General features: G+C 42.9%; 13 protein-coding genes, 1 pseudogene and 1 riboswitch. Of the genes and pseudogenes, 6 read left to right on the top strand and 8 right to left on the bottom strand.

Annotation, left to right across the window (positions count from 1 at the left end; translation table 11 throughout):
* Position 1: 1 nt before the first annotated feature.
* Positions 2-1,543 carry a formate dehydrogenase beta subunit gene (locus MAMP_RS08770; RefSeq protein WP_007145664.1) on the bottom strand — a complete coding sequence of 514 codons (1,542 nt, stop codon included), beginning with the start codon at positions 1,541-1,543 and terminating at the stop codon, positions 2-4.
* Positions 1,543-2,034, bottom strand: coding sequence for a formate dehydrogenase subunit gamma (locus tag MAMP_RS08775; RefSeq protein WP_007145665.1), 492 nt, complete (start codon positions 2,032-2,034; stop codon positions 1,543-1,545). The genes MAMP_RS08770 and MAMP_RS08775 overlap by 1 nt, the downstream gene beginning before the upstream one ends.
* 496 nt (positions 2,035-2,530) lie before the next feature.
* Here MAMP_RS08775 and dmeF point away from each other — a divergent pair, with 496 nt between their 5' ends.
* From dmeF to galU, 5 genes are all read left to right on the top strand, one after another.
* Positions 2,531-3,463: a CDF family Co(II)/Ni(II) efflux transporter DmeF gene (dmeF, locus tag MAMP_RS08780; protein WP_007145666.1), complete on the top strand. Its 933-nt coding sequence runs from the start codon at positions 2,531-2,533 to the stop codon at positions 3,461-3,463.
* A gap of 121 nt (positions 3,464-3,584) precedes the next feature.
* Entirely contained in the window at positions 3,585-5,357 is a 1,773-nt protein-coding gene (locus tag MAMP_RS16415) for an HAD-IIB family hydrolase (RefSeq protein WP_237701201.1), read from the top strand.
* On the top strand, positions 5,350-6,573 hold the full coding sequence (locus tag MAMP_RS08790; protein ID WP_007145668.1) for a glycosyltransferase family protein: 1,224 nt from the start codon (positions 5,350-5,352) through the stop codon (positions 6,571-6,573). The genes MAMP_RS16415 and MAMP_RS08790 overlap by 8 nt, the downstream gene beginning before the upstream one ends.
* Before the next feature lie 12 nt (positions 6,574-6,585).
* The gene (locus MAMP_RS08795; RefSeq protein WP_007145669.1) at positions 6,586-8,340 is read left to right on the top strand and encodes a sugar phosphorylase; all 1,755 of its coding nucleotides are present in this window, start codon (positions 6,586-6,588) and stop codon (positions 8,338-8,340) included.
* Between the two features lie 62 nt (positions 8,341-8,402).
* A complete protein-coding gene (gene galU, locus MAMP_RS08800; protein ID WP_007145670.1) occupies positions 8,403-9,257 on the top strand; it encodes a UTP--glucose-1-phosphate uridylyltransferase GalU in 855 nt (284 codons plus the stop codon).
* Positions 9,258-9,305: 48 nt separating this feature from the next.
* On the opposite strand, the gene MAMP_RS08805 is transcribed toward galU, so the two are convergent.
* Positions 9,306-10,538, bottom strand: coding sequence for a DNA polymerase Y family protein (locus MAMP_RS08805; RefSeq protein ID WP_007145671.1), 1,233 nt, complete (start codon positions 10,536-10,538; stop codon positions 9,306-9,308).
* Positions 10,539-10,541: 3 nt separating this feature from the next.
* On the bottom strand, positions 10,542-11,150 hold the full coding sequence (gene lexA / locus MAMP_RS08810) for a transcriptional repressor LexA (RefSeq protein WP_007145672.1): 609 nt from the start codon (positions 11,148-11,150) through the stop codon (positions 10,542-10,544).
* A 307-nt stretch (positions 11,151-11,457) separates the two neighbouring features.
* Between lexA and MAMP_RS08815 the strand changes: the two genes are divergently transcribed.
* On the top strand, positions 11,458-12,990 hold the full coding sequence (locus MAMP_RS08815) for a SulP family inorganic anion transporter (RefSeq protein WP_007145673.1): 1,533 nt from the start codon (positions 11,458-11,460) through the stop codon (positions 12,988-12,990).
* A 474-nt stretch (positions 12,991-13,464) separates the two neighbouring features.
* On the opposite strand, the gene MAMP_RS08820 is transcribed toward MAMP_RS08815, so the two are convergent.
* From MAMP_RS08820 to MAMP_RS08835, 4 genes and pseudogenes are all read right to left on the bottom strand, one after another.
* Positions 13,465-14,574 carry a hypothetical protein gene (locus tag MAMP_RS08820; RefSeq protein ID WP_007145675.1) on the bottom strand — a complete coding sequence of 370 codons (1,110 nt, stop codon included), beginning with the start codon at positions 14,572-14,574 and terminating at the stop codon, positions 13,465-13,467.
* Between the two features lie 53 nt (positions 14,575-14,627).
* Positions 14,628-15,233 carry a VPLPA-CTERM sorting domain-containing protein gene (locus MAMP_RS16420; protein ID WP_007145676.1) on the bottom strand — a complete coding sequence of 202 codons (606 nt, stop codon included), beginning with the start codon at positions 15,231-15,233 and terminating at the stop codon, positions 14,628-14,630.
* A 17-nt stretch (positions 15,234-15,250) separates the two neighbouring features.
* Positions 15,251-15,328: riboswitch (cyclic di-GMP riboswitch) on the bottom strand.
* Between the two features lie 223 nt (positions 15,329-15,551).
* Positions 15,552-16,886: pseudogene (rlmD, locus tag MAMP_RS08830) on the bottom strand (23S rRNA (uracil(1939)-C(5))-methyltransferase RlmD).
* Positions 16,887-16,971: 85 nt separating this feature from the next.
* The gene (locus MAMP_RS08835; protein ID WP_007145679.1) at positions 16,972-17,580 is read right to left on the bottom strand and encodes a YdbL family probable chaperone protein; all 609 of its coding nucleotides are present in this window, start codon (positions 17,578-17,580) and stop codon (positions 16,972-16,974) included.
* Between the last annotated feature and the right edge of the window lies 1 nt (position 17,581).

Consider the following 17,581-nt stretch of genomic DNA (forward strand, 5'->3'; position numbering starts at 1 on the left):
CCTAGCGCGTTGCGCTGAGTTCTTCTGGGAAATATTTCATTACGCTCTGCACAGGGAATGGCGTCATGCCACCCATAGCACAAAGCGAGCCGTCTATCATGGTTTCGCACAAGTCTTCGAGTAAGACCCAGTTCGCATTGGCATTTTCGCCGCTGCGAATGCGATCAATGACCTCGACACCGCGTGTGGAGCCAATTCGGCATGGCGTACATTTGCCACAAGACTCGACTTTACAAAATTCCATTGAAAAACGGGCCTGCTGTCCCATATCCACGGTTTCGTCAAACATAACGACCCCGCCATGGCCTAATACGGCGCCAACAGCAGCGAACTCTTCATAGTCAATGAGGGTATCCCATTGGCTTGCGGGTAGATAAGCACCCAGTGGACCACCTACTTGTACAGCTTTCAGAGGTTTACCCGTCAACGTGCCACCACCAAAGTCTTCCATTAACTCTCGTAAACTAATACCAAAAGCTAATTCGACTAAGCCGCCTTGTTTTACATTACCCGCCAATTGCAACGGTAATGTGCCGCGCGAGCGCCCCATGCCATAGTCCGCATACGACTGACCGCCTTTATCCAAGATATAAGGCACAGCAGCAAACGAAAGCACGTTATTGACAACCGTCGGTTGCCCGAATAAGCCGACAATGGCTGGTAACGGTGGCTTGGCTCTGACTAGACCACGCTTTCCTTCCAGACTATCTAACAGAGACGTTTCTTCACCGCAGATATAAGCGCCTGCGCCGAGACGCACTTCTAAATCAAAGTGTTTACCCGACCCCAGAATATTTTCCCCCAGATACCCGGCTTTATAGGCACGTTCAATTGCTTCATTCAGAAGTTTATGGGCGACAGGATATTCAGAACGGAGATAGATATAACCCTGTGTTGCATGAACGGCCAAGCCAGCAATGGTCATGCCTTCTATCAGCATGAACGGATCGCATTCCATCACCAGACGATCAGCGAAGGTGCCAGAGTCACCTTCATCGGCATTACAGACAATATATTTTTGTTCTGATGGAGTATCTAAAACAGTTTGCCATTTAATGCCGGTAGGGAATGCTGCGCCACCACGACCACGCAGGCCAGATGTTTTGACTTCATCAACAATATTCTGGGCTTGCATTGCGATTGCATTTTTCAGGCCGTTAAAACCATCCAAAGCAATATAATCTTCAATTGAAACAGGATCAGTAATACCAGAACGGGCAAATGTCAGTCTTTGTTGTTTTTTGAGGAAGGGATGTTCTTCAACCAGACCAATGCAACTTTCGTGTTGTTGATTACCATCCAACATGCCAGCATCAAATAGCGCCGGTACTTGCTGAGCACTGATAGCACCATAACCAACGCGACCTTTTGCTGTCTCGACTTCAACAAGTGGTTCAAGCCAAAGCATGCCACGGCTACCGTTACGGACAATAGTAGCATCCAGGCCACGTTGTTCAATTTCTTGCTGAACCGCTTCTGCTAGTTGATCTGCTCCCAAAGAAAGTGCGGTTGTATCGCAGGGAATATAGATACGCTGACTCATTAGCCGACCTCCTTCATATCTTGCTGATGGGATGCCACTAATTCATCGAAACGATCCAGACTGACCCGGCCATGGATATCGTCATCAATCCTAATAGAAGGGCCAGTAGCGCAGTTACCCAGACAGTAAACGGGTTCTAGTGAAAACTGTCTGTTTGCGGTGGTTTGGTGGTAATCAATACCGAGTGCTTGTTTTGCGTGTGCTTCTAGCGATCGGCAACCGACAGCCTGACAGGCTTCTGCACGACATATTTCAATCGTGTGTTTTCCTGGCGGTGTGGTTCTAAAATGATGATAGAAACTGATCACACCGTGAACTTCTGCTCGCGTTTGCAACAAAGACTCAGCAATCTGTGCAACCGCTTTTTCAGGGATGTAACCAATTTCGTTCTGAATTGCATGCAAGATGGGTAACATCGCGCCAGGCTTGTGTTTTAGCCCATCTATAATTAATTGAATAGACTGCTCAGTCCATTCTTTACCAACTGTCATTATATCTCTCTCCGTTATCTGAAATATGCACAATTAGGCATATTTAATTTATCTTATTTTTATTATTGACAAGACATTAGCATAGAGATTGCACGATAAAAATATGCATTTTTAATCATATTTAAAAACTGTGAATCACTATCCATTTTTTATAAAAGTATGACCTTAACAAGCTCATAAAATTTCCTACTCTGGTTCCCAGGCCGAATTAAGTGCAAAGCCATTTATATTTGCACCATAGCTGTGCATAAAATTTATTAACAACTTTCACACCCAATATAAAGCTTTGTTTTAAATGGTAAATAAAAACTGGCACAGTTACTGCTAAATATAAATTACAAACAACTTTTCAGCTGCATTTTGTTTGTATTTCTCTCTTGTCTACGTGCTGAGCCTTGGGGTGAACATAAGTTCACCCCTTTTTTTTGTCTCAAATTGTCCCATCAGTTCTGTTAGCATAGCAGTATCATTCATCGGCAATTACTCTCTGAATTCTATGCATCAGCGCACTATTGAAAACCTTCAACAAGATCATGATTTTGTCACGGTAAATCCCCATGCTGAGAAGCGTACCCGATATGTGCTTTTCCTTACTGTGATTACCATGGTTGCAGAAATTATCGCCGGTACGCTATTTGGCTCAATGGCATTGCTTGCTGATGGCTGGCATATGGCTACCCATGTCGTCGCTTTTCTGATTACTTTATTTGCTTATTCTTACGCGGCGAAAAATAAAGCAAATGCAGCCTTTGCTTTTGGTACAGGAAAAGTAAGTGTTCTGGGCGGCTTTGCCAGTGCAATTGCTCTGGGAGTGGTGGCTTTAATGATGTTGCTTGAATCTGTTGAGCGACTGGTTAATCCACATCAAATTGAATTCAGTGCCGCGATTCTTGTCGCTGTGATTGGTCTCGTTGTTAATCTGATCAGTGCTCTATTATTAAAAGATAACCATGCACACAGTCATGATCATGGACATGCTCATTCGCATCACGATCACAATCTGAAAGCCGCCTATATGCATGTATTGGCAGATGCCTTAACCTCAATTCTCGCCATCATTGCCCTTATTGGTGCGATGTATCTTGGCTGGTTATGGTTAGATGCCACAATGGGTATTATCGGCGCAGCCATTATTAGTATCTGGGCCATTGGCCTAATTCGGGAAACAAGTCCAGTCTTACTCGACGGCAGTATTGATAAAAGCTATAGCCAAGCCATCCAGAACTGTATTGAAAGTGATGCAGATAATCGTATCGTTGATTTTCATATTTGGCATGTGAGTGCTAATCATTTTGCTGCCATCATTTCCATTGTGACATCTGAGCCTAAAGCCACGCATCATTACAAGTCACTACTCACTGAATTTGATCGTCTTTCTCACATCACGATTGAAGTCAATCAATGTCACGATAAGTCATGTCGCCATTAAAAATTGATTTATAACAAGTTTTTCAAAGAAAACTCGACCTTCGTTCAATATCTTAAATAGGCGGTACGAATACTGCATTAAGCTACCCATAATCAATTAAAGCCACCTGAGAGATATGGATATGCTGAATATCGACATCAGCGACTTTCTTCAAAAGCATCAATTACCTGATAGTTATCAAACGCTTGCGCGAGACTGGTATCTACCCATAATAGAAGAAATCGCTACGCACCAGAACAGTGCAAAAAGGACGATCACGATTGGTATTAATGGTGCACAAGGTTCAGGAAAAAGTACGCTAGCGCAGTTGGCTGTTTATGTCCTCACTCAGCATTATTCGCTGAGTGTTGTCTCTCTTTCATTAGATGATTTCTATTTTACACGTCAGGAAAGAACACAACTGGGTCAGGGTATCCATCCTCTTTTAGCCACACGCGGTGTGCCAGGAACACACGATATAACACTTGCCAGAAGAACCATTACTCAGCTTATTCATCAGCAATTTCCAGTGAGTATTCCGCGTTTCAATAAAGCAGAAGATGATCGCTTCCCTGTTGAATCTGCAGAAATTATTACTCATCCTGTCGATGTCATCGTGCTTGAGGGTTGGTGTTTAGGTGCAGAAGCCCAACATGAATCGTCACTCATCCAGCCAGTTAATGATTTGGAAGAAATTGAAGACAAAGATCAGGCATGGCGCCGTTACGTTAACGAGCAGCTAGCACGGTTTTATCCAAAGCTGTTTGAACTGATAGATATCTGGATCATGCTCAAAGCCCCATCATTTGATTGTGTTTTTCAATGGCGGTTGGAACAGGAAAACAAATTAAAACGAAGTTTGTCAGAGTCTGATAAACAAACACAGATCATGGATGAAAAAGCGGTCGGACGCTTTATTAAATTTTATCAACGTATTACCGAAAATACCCTCAACACGCTGCCTAAGAAAGTGAACTATCTATTTGAACTCGATCAAAACCGTCAGATAACAAAATTAACCAGACCGACTCAATCCACTTTGAATACAGACTTGCCTTGCCAATGGTTAGTCTTCACCGATATGGATGGGAGCCTACTGGATCACCATAACTACCATTTTGATGAAGCCATTCCGACCTTAACAGCGCTTGAACAGAACCATATTCCCGTCATCCCTGTGACCAGTAAAACTGCTGCTGAAGTGGAATTAATCAGAGACAGCTTAGCTAATCACCACCCTTTTATTATTGAAAATGGTGCTGCAGTCTATATCCCACAAGACTATTTTGAAAAGCAACCCGAAGGCACTGAAAAACGAGGAAAATACTGGGTGAAAAGTTTTGTCCAGCCCCGTAGCTATTGGCAATCGCTCATTAATCAGCTGCGTCCCAAATATCAGAATGACTTTGTTACCTTTGCTGATGCAGGCATCGACGGCATTATTGCCATGACAGGTCTGAATGTTCATGCGGCCGCTTGTGCAGCAAGAAGAGAGTTTGGCGAACCCGTGTCCTGGCATGGCAATGGTAATCTGAAACAACAATTTATTGCTGAACTCAATGCGCTGGGAGCCAATATTCTTGAAGGCGGCCGTTTTCTTCATGTATCTGGGCAATGTGACAAGGGACGGGCCTTAAAATGGTTGACAGATATGTATCAGAACACGATGCCCGAACAAGTTATACAAACCTTAGCGATAGGTGATAGCCAAAATGACAAAGCCATGCTTGAACAGGCTGATCATGCCTTAGTCATCCGCTCACCGGTACATGGTCTACCTGATATCGACAGAACACATAATTTAACGGTGTCCACATTTTTTGGCCCTAAAGGTTGGGCTGAAGGCGTCACTCAAATCATCGATGCAAAGCTGCATTCCGATTCATTTAACTTACCCCGAGGCAATCATGGCTGATTTTCACCAGAATGGGATTATTACCACACTTCATAATCTAACCAATCGTCACCTAGCTGATTTAGAGAGTGATCTTGTACAGTTCAGCAAACAAAGACCAATGGGATTACTTCTGCCCTCTCTTTTCTCAGAGCTTGAAGGCGAGGCCTTACCGCAAATAATTCAACAGCTAAAAACGGTACCCTACTTATCTGAAATTGTGATTGGTCTCGACCGCGCTAATGCCGATCAATATCGCCATGCACTGACCTTCTTTTCTGCCTTACCACAACACCATCGTATTTTATGGAATGATGGCCCCAGGCTCACCGCCATAGATGAAGAGTTACAGTCATTAGGACTGGCACCGAAAGAAAAAGGTAAAGGTCGTAACGTGTGGTATTGCATGGGTTACATCATTGCTTCAGGCAAGACAGAATCTATTGCTCTCCATGATTGTGACATCGTAACTTACACCAGTGATTTACTGGCACGATTGATCTATCCGGTTGCTAACCCCATGTTTAACTACGAATTTTGTAAAGGCTACTACGCCCGCGTTGCCAGTGGCAAACTGAATGGTCGTGTGAATCGTTTGTTAGTGACGCCACTTATCCGTGCATTAAAAATGGTGGTAGGCAACCAACCCTATCTTGAGTACATGGATAGCTTCCGCTACCCATTAGCGGGCGAGTTCTCTTTTAGACGCGATGTATTATCCGATATTCGTATTCCCAGTGACTGGGGACTGGAAATTGGTGTGTTATCAGAAATGCATCGTAACTATGCCAATAACAGACTGTGTCAGGTCGACGTTGCCCAAGTTTATGATCACAAACATCAGGAATTATCGCCGGATGATCAGCAAGCCGGCTTATCAAAAATGTCGATTGATATTGCGAAATCCCTGTTCAGAAAATTAGCAACGAAAGGCACTGTTTTTACGCCTGAATCATTCCGTACCCTGAAAGCCACCTATTACCGAATCGCACTCGACTTTGTTGAAACCTACCACAATGATGCTGTGATGAATGGGCTGCATTTTGATATTCATCAGGAAGAAGAATCAGTGGAAATGTTCGCTAAAAATATTATGGATGCAGGGCAGATGTTCCTGGAAAATCCGATGGAAGTCCCTTTTACTCCGAGTTGGAGCCGCGTTCAGAGCGCTCTTCCAGATATTTTTGAAAGACTGTATGAGGCTGTTGAAGCTGATTATCAGGAATTTTCCGCATAAGGGACACTGAACATGACACCTAATGATGAGCAACTACAGCAATTAAAACAAACAGTTCTCCATCATCTCACCGCGATTTATGCTGATACTTCACCGGAGCTTTCTCTCCCCGCTTTATGTGATGACATCATCAACATTATGCGGTTGAATCAGGATTACAAAGAAAGCGTTTCACACAGAAATAACTGGGATCAAAATGACGTTATTCTGATTACTTACGGCAACAGTATTAAAAAGGAAGGGGAAGCCCCTTTAAAAACCTTACACCGTTTCTTGAACAAAGAAGTCAGTGGCTATATCAATGGTGTGCATATTTTGCCATTTTTCCCCTACTGTTCTGATGATGGCTTTGCGGTAATGGATTATTACGAAGTCAATAAAGCGCTGGGAGACTGGGACGACATCGAAGCTATCGCCAATGATTATCGTCTCATGGCAGATCTTGTTATCAATCATGGCTCCAGCAGTGGTACGTGGTTTAAGAATTTCATTAAAGGCGATGGACCTGGCCATGACTATTTCTTTACTACATCACCTTCAGCCCCCATCAGTCAGGTTGTTCGGCCACGCACCAGCCCGTTATTACGCGAGACTGAAACACATGACGGGACTCAATATGTCTGGTGTACCTTCAGCCATACTCAAGTCGACTTCGATTTCCGTAATCCTGAAGTTCTGAAGGAATTTATTAATATCGTTCGTTTTTATCTGGATAAAGGCGTTCATATTTTCCGGCTGGATGCTGTCGCTTTTTTATGGAAAAAAATTGGCACGAACTGCCTTAATCTGCCGGAAACCCATGAAGTTGTCCGTTTGATGCGAAGCCTGATCCAGCATGCCGATCCCGATGCTGTGATCATTACTGAAACCAATATTCCTAACCGGGAAAACCTGAGTTATTTTGGTAATGCCAATGAAGCACACTGCATCTATAATTTTTCATTACCACCGTTACTGGTAAACACGCTCGTTACGGGCGATTGTTTTTATTTAAAACAATGGCTGATGAGCATGCCGCCAGCACAACATGGCACGGCCTACTTTAATTTTATTGCTTCACATGATGGTATTGGCCTAAGACCAGCTGAAGGATTACTCAGCGAAGCAGAAATTGCCTCATTAATCAGTACTATGCAGCAATTCGGCGGTCGTATTTCCTGGCGTGAAGGTGAGAATGGCGTTAAAAAACCTTATGAAATCAATATTTCATTGTTTGATGCGCTGCAAGGAACGACGTCAGGCAAAGATGAGTGGAATATAGACCGTTTTATTTGCGCACATGCCATCATGTTGGCACTAGAAGGAATTCCCGGCATTTATATCCATAGTCTACTTGCCACCAGCAATGATATTGACAAGTTAGAACAAACTGAACAAAACCGTTCGATCAATCGTCATGAATGGGATGAAGACGCTTTGATGGCTGAACTGGCGACACCGACATCACAACATGCTCAGGTATCAGGTTTACTCAAAAAGCTCATTCATTTAAGAAAACAACAACGGGCTTTTCATCCTAATGCCACTCAGTTTACACTGCACCTTGGTGAAAAACTGTTCGGTTTCTGGCGACAAAGTATGGACAGAAGACAAAGCATCTTCTGCATCTATAATGTTACAGATACCGAACAACCACTGCGTATCGCCAACTTAAATTTAGTTGTCACGGATAGATGGTGGGACCTGATTAGCGGTGTTATTCTAGATGGTTCATCTGACGTTATTACAGTTGCGCCATACCAAGTATTATGGATTACCAATGGCTAAGGTATTGTCATCAGACTTTCATACCTATTAGCTAAGCTATATAAAAAAATAAGGAACAATGAATGCAACCAGTTAAAAAAATTCGTAAATGTCTATTCCCTGTAGCAGGTTATGGCACACGATTCCTGCCGGCGACTAAAGCCATGCCCAAAGAAATGCTTCCTGTTGTTAACAAACCCTTAATTCAATATGGTGTTGAAGAAGCCATTGAAGCAGGTATTAACCAAGTTGGATTTATTACAGGCCGGGGCAAACGTGCCATTGCTGATCACTTCGATACCAGTTATGAACTAGAGCATCAGATTCGCGGCACAAGTAAAGAAAAGCACCTCGAAGATATCCGTGCCGTTATGGATACCTGTGACTTTATCTTCATGAGGCAACGTGAAATGTTAGGTCTTGGTCACGCTATCCTGACAGGACAACCTATTATTGGTGATGAACCATTTGCTGTTATTTTAGCGGATGACCTTTGCGCACGAACTGATGAAAACGTATCCAAACGCGCCCTAGGTCAGCTGGTTGAACTCTATGAAAAATATAACTGCAGTGTTATCGCCATTGAAGAAGTCCCCGGCGACAATATTAGTAGTTATGGTGTGATATCTGGTCGTGAAATCGAAGACGGTGTTTATGAAGTCGATGACATGGTGGAAAAACCAAAACCAGAAGATGCGCCAAGTCAGCTGGGTATTATTGGTCGTTATGTGTTAACACCAGATATTTTCGAATACATTGAAAAAACGCCGCCGGGTGCTAACGGTGAAGTCCAAATCACCGATGCTATACGCACACTAGCCAAAGAAAAGCGTGTTCTGGCACTGAAATTTAAAGGTCATCGTTTCGACTGCGGTAGTATTGACGGCTTTGTTGAGGCCACCAATTATTACTATCAGCGTGATCATGTGAAAAAATAAGTCGTATTATTAAGTTTGAAAAAAAGCCGGCCCTGTTGCCGGCTTTTTTTATATGGTCTTTCGGTGACCTTTGGGTTTCCATGCCGGGGCAATCACGTTGGGCATGGTGGATTTTTGTAATAATCTGGCCGGTGCCAGAGTCAGCTCGCCATAACGATAATTCACTTTATCTACCGTCTGATTAAGATGTTCTCTTTGCAGATCGGGCTGTGCAAATAAGTCCAGTTGCTTACCTTGCCGAGGCGATAATGCTGTCACCTGTACTTGCCACACACCTTGCCCCGCCCAGTAAAAATCAACAAAGGCTTTACATAGCTGGTAAATCACTTGTCCATCATCAGTGTAGACACCGGCATGTGCTTTTGTTTTAAGCCAGCCTCTCTCCGTTTTTAAACCAATAAAAAAGCACTCCGCCTGATAACAAAAACAACGCATCCTAGCCGCGACTTTTTCAGCCATATGTTGTAAATAGGTCAATATGATATTTTTTTGAGCCGTTTTAGGTGGCAAAACCTTTCCATGACCGATGCTCTTAGGTGCTTTAACATTAAAATGTAAAGGTTCTGGATCCAGCCCTTGCGCCATTAGCCATATTCGCCGGCCTAAATGCCCAAAGCGTTTCGCCAGTAAACTCATTGGTATTTTTTTCATATCACCACAGCGCTCTACACCGTAATGTCTCAGAAAGCGGCCAATGCCTTTATTAATACCACTCAGAGCTGTCACCATTTCTGATGCCAACACTTCAGCAGCTAAGTCTGGGTGAATCACCTTTAGTCCGTCAGGTTTAGCTTTTTTAGCAGCGAATTTCGCTGTGGTTTTATCCCCACTGATCCCTATCGAACAACGTAAACCAGACACTTGCCAGACTCTTTTTTTTATCAAATATCCAATATCTGTCGCCCCCTTATATAAGCTTTGGCAACGACTTAAATCGAGAAACGCTTCATCCACACTAAACACTTCCACATCAGGGGTAATGTCGATGAGCCCTTCCATAATTCGGGTTGATAACTCAGCATAGCGATAAGGACGTGAAGGAGCATGAATGAGGCCAGGACATAACTGCCTGGCCTGTTTCAGACGCATACCGGTATGCACACCAAACGCTCTGGCTTCGTATGAACAAGTGATGATGGTGGTTCCCTGTGTACCATTAGTGACAGCAACAGGTTTCTTAAACCAGTTACGGTTATCCATTTGCTCAATTTGAGCAAAGAAACAATCCATATCAATTAAGACGATCATCCTTGACCACGGTGCAGATGAATCAAAGGCCATTAATTAAGGGTAGGTCCGTAGCTGTCCAACCACGACACCTTGTACCCTGACTCGATTGGCTGGCAAAGTAACAGGTTCATAGTTCACATTGGCAGGCATTAATGTCACGGTACCATCGTTATTGATTAATAAGGTTTTCAAAGTCGCATCAAACCCATCCACCAATGCCACAACAATATCGCCATGACGTGCAGTCGGCTGTGATTGCACCACCACATAGTCGCCCGACATAATGGCCTTATCTATCATCGAGTCACCGTTGACCTTCAGAACAAAGCGACCTTTGCCAGTAAACATATCGCTCAAATCAATTTCGGACTCATCTGCGACAGCTTCAATTAAACGACCGGCTGCAATTTTGCCTTTGACTGGCAAAGTGACCGCTATCTGGGGAGCGGTATCAGGCTGATCCGTTAAATGCAGGCCACGTGTTCTTCCAACATGCCTTTCCAGCAGCCCGGCATCCACTAATGCCTGAATATAGCGGTGAGTGGTACCTTGAGACTTAATCCCTAAGCCTTTGGCAATCTCAGAAACTAACGGTGAACGTCCCTGTTCATCAATATAATGACGAATAAAATCCAAAGTATCTTGTTCACGTTCAGTCAGCATCATCTCTTCCTTTTAGAGAAAATATTGAGAAGAGAAAATATAGAGAATTTATTCCGTTTGAGCAAGTATTATTTTTAATAATTTCCCCAACAAAAATATGCGCTTAGCTCTTTGTTATTAAAGGAGTAAATTTAGTCAAAAACTAGACTTAACCGGGTGTTTCAGCGATAATTACTGCCTTTTCAAGCCTTTCCTCATCGAAGGCTTACCTCTCATGACTCAGCCAAAATCAAAATAAATAACGTCTAACACCTGCCATGCATGGTGTGTATGAGTCATAGCTCAGTTTGGTTTATAAAGGGATTCTATGTTTAATCTGTTACTAAAACGTCCACAGAACATAAAAAATGATGTGCTGTCCGGGCTCACTGTTGCTTTAGCCCTGGTGCCAGAAGCCGTTGCTTTTGCTTTTGTCGCAGGTGTTGAACCGTTAGTCGGATTATATGCCGCGTTTCTTGTGGGTTTAATTACAGCCGCTATCGGTGGCCGTCCAGGTATGATTTCAGGCGCGACAGGGGCTTTAGCTGTTGTCATGGTGGCGTTGGTTGCACAGCACGGTGTTGAATATTTGTTTGCTACCGTGATTTTAATGGGCGTTTTACAAATCCTGGCAGGCATATTCCGGCTGGGGAAATTTATTCGTATCGTACCATTACCGGTCATGCTCGGATTTGTAAACGGACTGGCCATGGTGATTTTCCTTGCCCAGCTCAAATCATTCAAAGTCACAGGCGAAAATGGTGAAGAACAATGGTTGTCTGGTGAGCCGCTATGGTGGATGTTAGGTCTGGTCGCTTTAACGATGGCTATCAGCTATTTCTTACCCAAACTGACCAAAGCCTTCCCCTCATCTTTAGCCGCTATTATTGTTGTCACGTTAGTGGCAATTGGTCTGCATCTTGATATTCGTAATGTAGGTGATATAGCTTCTATTGCCGGCGGCCTTCCAGAGTTCAGTATTCCGATGGTCCCCTTCAGCTTGGAAACATTACTGATTATTGCCCCCTACTCCTTTATCTTAGCGTTTATTGGTTTAACAGAGTCCTTACTAACACTCACTCTCATTGATGAAATCACAGAAACCACTGGCCGCCCCAATAAAGAATGTATTGGCCAAGGTGTGGCGAATACAGTCACAGGATTTTTTGGTGGTATGGGCGGTTGTGCGATGATTGGTCAAAGTATGATCAATATTAACTCCGGCGGCCGTGGTCGATTATCCGGTATCTCTGCCGCGCTGTTTTTGTTGTGCTTTATTCTGTTTGCATCGCCACTTATCGAAATCATTCCGATTGCGGCTTTGACAGGCGTCATGTTTATGGTGGTATTAGGTACGTTTGAATGGGCCAGTTTCCGTTTGCTTGGACGTATCCCATTACCTGATGCCATTATCGGTATTTCCGTCGCCGTTATTACCGTCTTTACTGATCTGGCTATCGCTGTAATTACAGGCATTATCATGTCGGCGCTGGTATTTGCATGGCAACACGCCAAACACATTTATCTGAAAAGTTATAAAAATGAACAAGGTTCTATCGTTCATGAATTGAACGGGCCATTATTCTTTAGCTCAGTCCGTAACTTCAATGACTTATTTGATCCGAAAAATGATGATGCTGACGACATCATTCTTGATTTCAAAAACTCGCGCGTTTACGACCATTCAGCCATTGAAGCGATTGACTCACTGGCAGAACGTTACATCAAAGCTGGAAAAACGCTGCATTTAAGGCATTTAAGTGAAGAGTGTAAACAATTACTCAACAATGCAGCTGATCTGATTGAAGTGAATGTGATGGAAGATCCGCACTATCATATTGCTGATGATAAGCTGGCATAAAAGTGAAATAACTGCTATCTTAAGCCCATAATAATAAGCTAAAAATTGTATAACCTATTGAACTACGAGAAAAAAAACATGTTAAAAAAAATTGATAAACTGCTGATAGAAAAATTTCCACATATTATTCTTGGCTTTACTGTTTTTTGGTTGTCACTGATTGCTTTCGGCCTATATAACAACTAAGCCGATCAGCGGTATCGTTAAAAAGCCAGTCATCGACTGGCTTTTTTTATGTCCAAATTTATTTCCATTCGACAAGTTATTCATTTTTGATCTAGGTCAATGCCTAATATCTGTGCCAGGCGAATAATAACCTCACGCTGTTTTAAAACAGCACAATATTCTCAGTGAGGAGACGATGATGGAAAAAATTGAACACTATATTCATGATAACTTTGCCGCATTAATTTGTGTGATGTCAGTTGCTTGGCTTGCCTTGGTTGCCTATGGCCTTATCATGTCTTAATGCCTTTAGGGCATAAGCAACTCAAAACTCGCCCGGGCAATACACTGGCCATTCAATAGGCACTCAACCTCGTGTATGCCCGGGTAATATTTTCTGGTCGATATCTTCTGTAAAGTATGTCGTTTTTGCATTTGGAGATATTCGCCTTCTGCTAAACGTATATTTTTCCATTTAAAGACTTTTTCTCTCGTCATTTTTCCAGCAGCCCCAACAAAACGTATCCGGTAGTCTAGTACTACATACTGCGCCTGCTTGCTTCGTAACCGAAAATCCAGCACCAGCGCCTGCCCTAATAATAATCGGCTATGGGAAAGACGAAGTAATGGCTGTTCAATATCCACCGACTGACTAAAACCTAACAGCGGATAAACATCAGCATTTCCCTGTTTCACCAAACTCCGTAAACCATGGCGAATCACCCAGTTTATGTTTTGTGAAGCTGCTTGTTTCCACTCTGAACAAATATCAATCACCATTTGAGGATGATCCTTACTAATATCATTGATGTTATTAGCAACAGAACGCCTGACATAGAGGCTGTGATCACCTTTTAACTTCTCAAGAATCGGCCATATTGGTGTTGGGTCATCACGTAAATCAGTTAATTGTGGTGCCCAAGGTAAACGTGGTCGAATGCCTTCAGAGGCTAATCGTCTGATATGTTCATTCTCATGTTCAGCCCACTGCAGCATTTGCAAATAGGTTTCTTCAAAATGCGCCAATAGAAAAAACCGAATGGCAAACTCGCCGGTAAATAATGGGGTTAATTTTTCTAATGCAGCAAAAGAAACATGGAGGTGGTCGATGCCATATAAAGCAACATAGTCAATTAATGGCCAGGCTAAATAATGTTCCCAACCAGAAAACTGTTCTTCTCTAAGGTATTCAGAAGCCTGTAACAGAATAGCTATCGCATCAACATAATCATCAGGCAGGTAAACATGCAAACTCCTAGCAAGATAGTCTGCACGTGCTTTGAGCTCCAGTTCATCCAGTTTGAGTAATGCTGTCTCAATAAAATCAGTCATAGCAAAGTCTGGCCACACTGAATCAATCAGTGAGCCTAGCACATGAACTGCTGCAGTATTGAGTTTATTTTTGAGTTGTTCAGCCATAAAAAAAGCCGCGATGGAATCGCGGCTTTTATCATACGGTATTCTGTCTTAGCTTAGGCAGTTTTTTTACGTCTGCGCATCGCTGTAAAGCCCATCAAACCAGAACCAAATAACCATAATGCTGCTGGAACAGGTACTTCACTTACAGGTGGGCAGTATGTACCATCCACTGTTAATTCAGCCCAGAAAACATCTTCTTTTATTTTATCAAAAATAGCTTTGAAGGTGATACCAGCAAGCACTTCGTCAAATAAGTTTGAACTTAGTTGAAATACATCAACGCCACCATCTAATTTACCAACGTATGTCAGGTATGGGAAATAATTATCTAATGTCCATAAACCATCAGAGAACCATGAACCGTTGGCATTTGATTTAACTGATAAAGTAGCCGAAGTAATTTCTAAAGTAGGCTCATTGATGGCTTCAAAGCTCATATACGCCTCTGAAGAGTCCCAGAAAGTTCCCCAGTAATCATAATCTTCGTTAGTTACTTTAGCGTTTAATGTCGTTGAATAAGCTTGAGGGTTATCACATGTTGAACCATCATTACCACAACCTCCATGATGATGCCCACCATGATAAAACGTTGCTGAAGCAACACTTGAAAAACCTAGCAACATAGCAGCTACTAACATAGCCGATTTGTAAAATTTCATAGAATTATCCTTATTTACTATGCAACCCGGCCATCTTTAAAAAAGATCCGTGGCTTTCCGTCACATGGCTCACACCAAGGTTGGCTTAACTGTTCAATATGCAATCACTACCTGCAGAATACATATTAGTGATTCGTCATTAGCTGAACAATTGTACTTTGGTACTAAAACGTAAAATTAATCAGCCATCTACAGACTTTTTTATCAAATACCACCCTTAATATTTGATAAAAACATGGGAATAACTCCCAGTGCGATGCATTGTATTACCTTAGTTTTGATCAGGACAATTGTACCTTGGTACTAGTTATAAAATTTTTAACGTTTTTTTGTAAAAACGGCTATCGACTCAACGTGTGTTGTGTGAGGAAACATATCCATAATGCCTGCTGATTCCATAATATAGCCATGCTGATTAACCAGCTCACCGGCATCACGTGCCAATGTCGCCGGATTACAAGACACATACACCAGACGCTCAGCACCTAATGCAGCGAGTTGATGTAAAACTTCAAACGACCCACTTCTGGGCGGATCCAGCAAAATCTTATTAAAGCCTTTTTCTGCCCAAGGATAATCTTTGAGCTCGGTTTGTGTCAGATCGGCCAGTTCAAACTCAGCATTCTTTAAGCCATTAAGCTGTGCATTATTTTTAGCGTGTTGTACCAGAGCCGCATCACCTTCGACACCAACCACTTCATTAACTCGTCTGGCTAGAGGTAAAGTGAAATTACCTAAGCCACAAAATAGGTCAAGAATGCGATCATCAGCTTGTACGTCCAGTAACTTCATGGCTCGCTGGATCATTTTTTCATTAATACCGGCATTCACCTGAGTAAAATCGCTCGGATCAAACTGTAAGTTCAACCCTGCTTCCGGCGCATAACTGAGCTGAGCTGACTCAGGCCATAATAAGGACACGGTATCCGGACCACCCGGTTGCTGATAAATCCATAAATTATTGCTTTAACCAAAGCTAATCAGTGCATTTTTATCCGTCTCAGATAATGCATCAAGATTGCGAAAAACTAACGCCACATGCTCATCATCCATCGCCACTTCAATCTGAGCGATACGATTATAGGCTTCAAGCCCAGCAATTAATGACGCTAAATCCGTTAAACGATGACCCACTCGAGGATCTAAGACCTCACATTGCTCTAGCATGGCAATATAAGGTGAAGACTTTTCTCTGAAACCGACCAGAACCTGTTCTTTTTTCGCGACATACTTCACGCCTAAACGTGCTTTACGACGATATCCCCATAATGGACCTGTTAAAGGTTCTAACCACTGTTCAGGGCTTAAGTTACCAAAGTGAGTGAAGTGTTCAGCCAATGTGGCTTGTTTATGAGCCAACTGTGCTTCAGGTGACATATGCATCAAACTGCAGCCACCACAAATACTAAAATGCTGACATTTTGCTGCTACGCGATCATCAGCGCCAGACAGCACCTCTACCGTACGTGCCTCATCATATTTTTTAAGAACCCGGCTATATTGAAAGTTCACTTTTTCTCCGGCTAAGGCGCCATCCACAAAAACGGTTTTACCTTCAATTCGAGCGATGCCTCTACCATCGTGTGATAACGACTCAATCTCTGCTGTAACGGGTTCTTGCGGTATTCTTTGTCTGCGGCTACGTCTTGCCATCTTTTATCTCTTATCTCTGAAAAATAAAAAGTCCAGTGACGCTTTCACGCCACTGGACGTCATTATTATAATCAATCTGCTGTATTTATTTTTGTTTCCAGCTACCACCCTGCTGATACCACCAGCCTTTTGCTGCATTACTAATCCAGCGCTGTGCGAAGGTTTGTTGGATATCATCCTGCCATTCCGGATGACCGTTTGCTCTGGCGATTTCAGCATAGAGCGCTTTACGATCATTATTTTCGGCGGCAATCAGACTATTTAACTGGTTACGGTCTTTTAACGGTACAGACTTGGCATCACGTAGAGTAATAAAACCATCATCAGTTAACCCTATCGCACCACTATTATAGAAAGGCTTCAAACTTTCATGGCGTGTTTTCATATTCGACTGTAATGCATTGATAGCAGGTGAATTGATATTAATATCCGCACCTGCCGCTTCAGCCTGCGGTACCATCCAGTTCAACACAGACATAGCCAGTGGCAGCCTGGAGTCTGATGTTGACGATTGTTTATCCTGCTTGTCAGGTTCAGCCGTATCTGCAGGTTGTGTTTCTGGGCCCCACACATCTTCAATAATTCTGTCTGCTGCTTTTTCAGCCGCTGCCGCTGGGAAATAGATATTAATGGTGACACATGAAACCAACATTAATCCCGACACCGTGCCCGTTAACCACTTCATTAAATGCATA

This window comes from Methylophaga thalassica MP (genome assembly GCF_000214595.1).
Taxonomy (GTDB): domain Bacteria; phylum Pseudomonadota; class Gammaproteobacteria; order Nitrosococcales; family Methylophagaceae; genus Methylophaga; species Methylophaga thalassica.

What these genes read in the sequence shown, in the direction of transcription:
- MAMP_RS08770 (WP_007145664.1), bottom strand. Translation starts at nt 1,543, where the DNA reads ATGAGTCAGCGTATCTATATTCCCTGCGATACAACCGCACTTTCTTTG.
- MAMP_RS08775 (WP_007145665.1), bottom strand. Translation starts at nt 2,034, where the DNA reads ATGACAGTTGGTAAAGAATGGACTGAGCAGTCTATTCAATTAATTATA.
- dmeF (WP_007145666.1), top strand. Translation starts at nt 2,531, where the DNA reads ATGCATCAGCGCACTATTGAAAACCTTCAACAAGATCATGATTTTGTC.
- MAMP_RS16415 (WP_237701201.1), top strand. Translation starts at nt 3,585, where the DNA reads ATGCTGAATATCGACATCAGCGACTTTCTTCAAAAGCATCAATTACCT.
- MAMP_RS08790 (WP_007145668.1), top strand. Translation starts at nt 5,350, where the DNA reads ATGGCTGATTTTCACCAGAATGGGATTATTACCACACTTCATAATCTA.
- MAMP_RS08795 (WP_007145669.1), top strand. Translation starts at nt 6,586, where the DNA reads ATGACACCTAATGATGAGCAACTACAGCAATTAAAACAAACAGTTCTC.
- galU (WP_007145670.1), top strand. Translation starts at nt 8,403, where the DNA reads ATGCAACCAGTTAAAAAAATTCGTAAATGTCTATTCCCTGTAGCAGGT.
- MAMP_RS08805 (WP_007145671.1), bottom strand. Translation starts at nt 10,538, where the DNA reads ATGGCCTTTGATTCATCTGCACCGTGGTCAAGGATGATCGTCTTAATT.
- lexA (WP_007145672.1), bottom strand. Translation starts at nt 11,150, where the DNA reads ATGCTGACTGAACGTGAACAAGATACTTTGGATTTTATTCGTCATTAT.
- MAMP_RS08815 (WP_007145673.1), top strand. Translation starts at nt 11,458, where the DNA reads ATGTTTAATCTGTTACTAAAACGTCCACAGAACATAAAAAATGATGTG.
- MAMP_RS08820 (WP_007145675.1), bottom strand. Translation starts at nt 14,574, where the DNA reads ATGGCTGAACAACTCAAAAATAAACTCAATACTGCAGCAGTTCATGTG.
- MAMP_RS16420 (WP_007145676.1), bottom strand. Translation starts at nt 15,233, where the DNA reads ATGAAATTTTACAAATCGGCTATGTTAGTAGCTGCTATGTTGCTAGGT.
- MAMP_RS08835 (WP_007145679.1), bottom strand. Translation starts at nt 17,580, where the DNA reads ATGCATTTAATGAAGTGGTTAACGGGCACGGTGTCGGGATTAATGTTG.